This window comes from Mesorhizobium sp. M0184, assembly GCF_040322215.1.
In the GTDB taxonomy this organism is placed as follows: domain Bacteria; phylum Pseudomonadota; class Alphaproteobacteria; order Rhizobiales; family Rhizobiaceae; genus Mesorhizobium.
This window is the reverse complement of the sequence record NZ_JAMYSZ010000077.1, coordinates 1-5,661: the sequence shown is the minus strand read 5'-3', so window position 1 is coordinate 5,661 and position 5,661 is coordinate 1. Positions and strand designations below refer to the sequence as shown.

Below are 5,661 nucleotides of genomic sequence, written 5' to 3'. Positions count from 1 at the left end.
ACGACATCTACTGATCCGCGCTCGCAGCGCATCCGGGAAAGTCGCGAGGGGCGGCCATGTAACGAGCTCGGGCTCTCAGCCCACGATCTATTGACGGCCTGCCTGCACCTTCGTGCTCCCGGTGCCCCACGTCCCGGATGGGCTCACCATAAGGCCGTTCCAAAACAAGAACAGCAGGACGAAAAGGCACCACAGATCACATACCGGATAACGGCCAGCTCGAACGCAGCGCTTCTACTACGAAAGCCATGACCACCTGCGCCAGCATCTCGCCGACTTTGTCTCAGCCTACAATTTCGGCCGCCGACCGAAGGCCCTCAAGGGCCTCACGCCTTTTGAGTACTCTGCACAACCTGGACAAAAGAGACCGAACGATTCAGGCTCGATCCGACCCATCAAACCTTGGAACTAATCATCTAGTCGGGGACCAAAGCAATCCTTTAGCCATATGTTTATCAGCCTTCATCCACACTGGTTTCAGGCATTAGACTGCTACGCCGGCAGATTCAGCGGAGTTAGGATGGCTCAGTGTCGCGATCTCCCGGCTACAGCGGATACGCTGAAAGTCGGCCGACGCCGCCTGCAGGGTTTCACCGGCCAATCGGTCAATGACTTTATCCAAAGCTCCTTGCGCCTGGGAAAAATCAAGTAACTGGCGCCAATCGTCAGCGTTAGCCCAAGCCGCGCCAGCCACCCAGCCATGAAGAGTGGGATCATGCAGCACACGCAGGACAGCTCGTTCATCTGCATCCCTCGCGGACAGAACTTCACTGAACGATCTCGTAAGACCGTTCATATATAAAGCTTGTCTGACTCCGCCAAGGAGACGCGAGCCCGTTAGGATCGCCGAGGCAAAGAAGATGATGTAGGTGTTTGGGTAGAGCTTTCGCTGTCGCAGCATCTCTAGAATGACCGGCAGGTCCATCGGGACGGAATCGCGTCCACTATCCGTCCCGTCCTCAACTAGTCGGTTGTCAACCAGACGCAACTTTCGGGTTCTTCCGTTACGAACAAGCCAAAACATGTCGGTCGGGTAGCGAACTAAAGCAGCGGGCAATTCCGATTGCAGTCGACGGATAACGTCGTGCAGCCGCTGACAGCGATCGCGATCGAATAAGCAACGAGTGAGAATGCTGTCGCGATCTTGCAGATGCTCAATCACAAGTTCGACGGCGAAATCGTCATCCAGCACGATTTGCCGCGTATCTTTTTTGCGCATCCAGAGCTTGAGGAGCTGTCGATTTGCCTCGTGAAAGGCGACGCTGGCGCTCTCATATGTTTTGCCACCCAGCCATTGGCGCAAGCTCGTTGCACCGCTGGGCGCTCGGTCGGCGGGCGGTTCCAGTCGAAACTCCAGGGGCCCGCCTAAAGCACAAACACTGCTTCTCGCCAGGCACCGCCGGGACAGGCCGAAGACGTTGATTGGGACAGATTCGATGGTCAGCCATCCCGGACCCTGGAATCGACCGGATTCCATGGTGATGGTGGAACACGGCAGTAACCACGTGAACCGCTGTCCAGAGTGAAGTGCCGCGATGTGCGCAAAGGCGACCATCGTGAACGTAAGTTCCTCGGCATAAAGTTGGACGTGTGGCCCTGAGTGCAACACTGGCGCAGTCCAGAACTCCTGCAAGGCGTTTTGCAAGACGCTCATACCGAGGCGTTCCCCATGAACGCGAGCAACTGCCGTCTCGAAGTGACGACGCCCGATTCGTCTCAACATCGGCGATCCAGGCACCCCTTCTACCATACTACGTGCATAGTCACCCAGCCGGCGGGGTGCGTTGTCGCGCAACTGCTGTGCGACTGCCGGAGAATAGGTGTCTAAAACGGATATCCAATCCACTACTGCCTCCAATCCGTCGCAGTCGACTGTGCAAGCGAAACAACTGTAAACAGCCAATATGTACACGCTGTACCCAATCGCTGCAGGTGATTCGGTACAGCGGAGGGCGATAGCAGGTAAAGTAACTTGCGCCCAAAACCGCAAACACCAAGGGCAAGACAGCACTATATCATAGATAGGCGAAACAAAATTTAAAGTCTTTGTAAAGATTTATGGCGTCACCGGCAGATGGCATTTAGCTTAGGACTCATTGATTAATGCAGAAGATGACGGTGGCGGCGATGCAGATGGCAGACATGAAGGTGCGCACACAGCGGTCATAGCGAGTGTGGATGCGCCGCCAATCCTTGAGCCTGCCGAACATGTTCTCGATCCGAAGCGCAGGCGATAGAGTGCGGCGTCGTGCGGGATCGGCACCTTTCGGTTGACCTTTGACGGCATGCAGGGGGTGATCCTGCGCTATGCGAGGGCTCGCGGAACCAGTCGGCGTCATAGCCCCTGTCGCCGTAAGGCTTTGGCCCGGGCAAAGCATCGATCATGAGGGCAGCGCCTTTGTAGTCGCTCATCTGCCTCTGGCTCTCAGCAGCATCATCAGCGGTCTGCCTTTGCCGTCGTGAGTGGATCGACCAGTGGGTGGCGTCCGCCGGGGCCGATCGCGGCGTGCGCTCGATCGCGGCAGCGACCTGATCGTCATCGATTGTGCGCGGACTGCCAAGGCGCGCTTCATCCAGCAGGGCGCTGCTTCAAAAAGCGCCGCCGCCACTTGCCGACGGTATGCTCATGATCGCCGAGCTCGGCTGCCACGGACTTGCTGGGAAGGCCATCTGCGCACCGCAGAATGATCCGGCATCGTTCAGCATGGACCGCGCCACACGACGCCGGCGAACCTGACGCGCTCAAGATAGGCCCCTCATCCGCACTCAACACCAGCGGCGAGATCGGCCGTCCCGTCGCATTGGCCATCCCCTCGCTCCTTCTTCAGTCGCGAGCATAACCCTATAATGAAATGAACTTCAGTTCCAGATGACTAGCGTCCCCTGAAAATCGCAACCCTCCGAAATCGTCGAGACGCTCCGTGCCACACCGCCGGCAACGAAAGTGTGCAACAGATCCTTAAACTAAACTTACAGAATCTTTACGGCCGCAGGGCCGCTGACATGGTACGTTCATCGGGCTAGCCTGAGCAGGTACGGATAACGACCTGACGCCATTTGCGCTCAGACCGCCGCACAGGCCGCAACGTCGGAGGCAACTGCCATGGCAAGAAGAGCGCTCATTCTGGTTGAATATGCAAAGTATAATGGTCCGCTATACGTCCAAGCGTCCCAGTGTCTTGGTCTTCATCCAATCATCCTGTCGGCTGATCCAGCTCAGTACGACTATCTTGCGGCCGAAAGCGTTGAGGCAATCCGGGTTGATACAGACAATCTCGATGCGCTGATCCGCGAATGTTCCCGGCTACGTGCGACCTATGATATTGCTGGCATTACGAGCGCCAGGGAGGCGGTCTATGCGACAGTTGGCAAGCTCTGCCGGCATTTCGATCTACCGGGACCGAACCCCGAATCCATTGAACGATGCTGCAACAAATTCACTCAACGTCAGCTCCTTGCGGACGCCGGTGTTCCAATACCTGCTTATCGCTTGGCGGCGAATGCGATGGATGTAGAATTCGCTGCCGCGGAGATCGGCCTGCCGGTGGTTCTGAAGCCAGCCGTAGGCATCGGCAGCATCGGTGTCCGATTGTGCCGAAACGCCGATGAGGTAGCCGAACATACCACCTATCTGTTGGGCGGCAGGCACATATGGCGGTCTACGCCGAGGATACTGATCGAAGAATTCGCACAAGGCCCACACTACTGCGCTGACATAATGGGAAATGAGGTCATTGCGATTGCAGCCGCTGAGTTTGGCCCCCCACCGCATTTCGTCTTTCGTGAATACACCTTTCCGGCCCCGCTGAATGATGACGAGTATAAACGCATCGCCGGTGTTTCGTTGAGATGTTTGCGAGCTCTCGACCTTGGCTGGGGGCCAACCTGCATTGAACTCCGGTGGACGAATCGTGGCCCAGTCGTCATTGAAGTCAATCCGCGCATGCCGGGTGTGGATCCTCAACTGATTCAGCTGGGTTACGGCGTCGATCTCATCACCGAGCACCTCAAGCTTGTCATCGGCGAGGAATGGGATTTGCGCAAAAGGCATTCGCAGACTGTGGCCTGGCGGTCCTTAGTTCCTGATCGCGATGGCATCCTCAATTGGATCGATGGCGGCAGCCGGGCGGCTGCCGTACCAGGTGTCGTCGAGGTCAAATTTATTGTTCAACCCAAGACGCCGATCGTCAGGAAAGGCGATTACCGAGACTCTATGGGATCAGTCGTCGCCCTTTCACCTAGCCTTGCTCAGACCAAGGCGATCGTTCAGCGTGCCGTCGACTTAATCAGTTGGTCGATCACACCATTCCCGACCGAATAGGAACAAACAGCGGCCCCGGATGATCTCAATGACGAAGTCGACATGGGCGGCCTTGCCCATGAGCTTGAGCCGATCGTAGGCCGCGTCGACGAACAGATGGTTGACCCCAGCGCTTGCGGCCGACGATCTTCTTGCCCGCGCCATAGCCAGGGGCCGAAGCCTTCACCGATTGGCTTCTCTATTCGGCGGTTTGAAGTCAAGCGCCTTCTAGGCCCAGGACGTATTAAATCGCTTGGGGGGATAGCAATCGCTTGATTCAATGATGGCGTAGGGAGACGCTGTCAAGAGTGATTTGATCTGGCCGTCGGGAAGCGCAGATGCGCCGCATCAAGCCAGATTTTCCGCTGTCCCACGGGGTGCCTCGTGTCGATGATCGTTGGATCATCAGCGGCACCACCTTTGTGATTAGGAAGCCTGCGGTGGCGCGACGCGCCTGCGGAATACGGTCCACACAAGACGATCTACAATCGCTTCATTCCCTGGAGCAGGGAGCAGGCTGGGCGTGTTCAACAAGATTTTCGCCGCGTTCGCGGTGAAGGGCGGGAAGCCCACCAACTGATGATCGACGCGACCCATCTGAAAGCACCACCGCTGTTGGCGATGGCGACGCGATGGGTGTAGCGACCAAGGAAGGCGAGGACCTGTTCGGGACCGCCGAACGGGCTTGGCGAAGACGACCCACTCGATCCAGGGAAAGGTTGGCTTCCGCTGGAAGGATTATCGCCACCACGACAGCCCAAGAGCTCATGACCTTGAGCGCCCACGAGTTCATCCCGCGCTTCCTGCTGCACGTTCTTCCTGACGGATTCCATCGCATCCGCCACTACGGGCTCTTGGCCAACGGCCATCGTGTCCTCGGTCCGTTGCCACGTAAAGCCCCAACATGGCCAGACACCTCATGACACGCTGCGCATCGCCATGCTCTCACCCTTATCGGCGTCTCCCGCAGTCGCCGCCGGACCTTCGCGCGCCGCCAGACAAAGTGATCCGCCTGGTCATCGCCAGCAACGCGACCGCCCCAGCTGCTGCGCCCAAATAAAACAGTCGCCAGAGCCCAAGAGCGTCTCCCAACCCCACTCTGGACGCAGACCAACTGGCGAACCCAGTCCCCCGCGCCTCGGACACACCGTCGAGCCTAAATCGCCACGGCCTTCCCCGCCATCCCGCGGAAGATGGAAATGACCAAACCGCACGAAGCTCGGTTTCTGCCGTGAGACCGACCGCGGCTTCCAAACGCATTATCCGCGGTCGGCTCGATAGTGATGGGGTTGTCTAATCGCCGCTGGGACGTCAAGCATGTAATTGCGTCGAGACGACGCTGCCGGGTGCATGGTTGTCTT

The 5,661-nt window shown here is 57.8% G+C and carries 3 protein-coding genes and 4 pseudogenes; 3 read left to right on the top strand and 4 right to left on the bottom strand.

The genetic code is table 11. The annotated features are described in order from the left end of the window. Window positions 1–223: 223 nt before the first annotated feature. Window positions 224–420, top strand: a pseudogene (locus NKJ23_RS34240) (IS3 family transposase); the annotation flags it as partial. Between the two features lie 64 nt (window positions 421–484). Here the strand turns inward: NKJ23_RS34240 and NKJ23_RS34235 are convergent. From NKJ23_RS34235 to NKJ23_RS34225, 3 genes and pseudogenes are all read right to left on the bottom strand, one after another. Beyond that, window positions 485–1,846: a hypothetical protein gene (locus NKJ23_RS34235; RefSeq protein ID WP_352685132.1), complete on the bottom strand. Its 1,362-nt coding sequence runs from the start codon at window positions 1,844–1,846 to the stop codon at window positions 485–487. Window positions 1,847–2,093: 247 nt separating this feature from the next. Next, window positions 2,094–2,339 carry a transposase gene (locus NKJ23_RS34870; protein ID WP_502902618.1) on the bottom strand — a complete coding sequence of 82 codons (246 nt, stop codon included), beginning with the start codon at window positions 2,337–2,339 and terminating at the stop codon, window positions 2,094–2,096. Window positions 2,340–2,460: 121 nt separating this feature from the next. Then, window positions 2,461–2,809: pseudogene (locus NKJ23_RS34225) on the bottom strand (helix-turn-helix domain-containing protein); the annotation flags it as partial. Between the two features lie 294 nt (window positions 2,810–3,103). Here NKJ23_RS34225 and NKJ23_RS34220 point away from each other — a divergent pair. Further along, on the top strand, window positions 3,104–4,321 hold the full coding sequence (locus NKJ23_RS34220; protein WP_352685130.1) for an ATP-grasp domain-containing protein: 1,218 nt from the start codon (window positions 3,104–3,106) through the stop codon (window positions 4,319–4,321). A gap of 590 nt (window positions 4,322–4,911) precedes the next feature. Here NKJ23_RS34220 and NKJ23_RS34205 read toward each other — a convergent pair. Beyond that, window positions 4,912–5,005: pseudogene (locus NKJ23_RS34205) on the bottom strand (transposase); the annotation flags it as partial. Window positions 5,006–5,018: 13 nt separating this feature from the next. Between NKJ23_RS34205 and NKJ23_RS34200 the strand changes: the two are divergent. Continuing rightward, a pseudogene (locus NKJ23_RS34200) lies at window positions 5,019–5,172 on the top strand (transposase); the annotation flags it as partial. Window positions 5,173–5,661 lie beyond the last annotated feature (489 nt).